Genomic DNA, 318 nt, shown 5'->3' with positions numbered 1-318 from the left:
AGGGAATACACCGACACTGGGCGACCACCGGACTCACCGACCCCGCCCACCACCACCTGAACCCGCACCTGACCCTGCTCCGCCACCACCAACGGCGCACCCAACGTCAACTCCTCAACAACCCCACACCCCACCTCATCACCGGCACGAATCACCAACTCCACAAACCCAGTCCCCGGGAACAACACCACCCCACCCACCACATGATCGGCCAACCACGGCTGCTCAACCACCGACAACCGACCCGTCAACACCACCCCACCAGACTCAGGCTGGGCCACCACCGCACCCAACAACGGATGCCCAGCCCCATCCAAC

Annotated in this window: 1 protein-coding gene; it reads right to left on the bottom strand. The window is 64.5% G+C overall.

Going from position 1 to position 318, the window contains the following annotated elements; translation table 11 throughout:
* On the bottom strand, window positions 1-318 hold a 318-nt coding region (locus AC5Y7D_RS30960), incomplete at both ends, for a polyketide synthase dehydratase domain-containing protein (RefSeq protein ID WP_499930012.1).

The organism is Mycobacterium sp. NGS49 (genome assembly GCF_059812565.1).
Note: the sequence above shows the minus strand (reverse complement) of the source record. Positions and strands in the feature narration are given on the sequence as shown.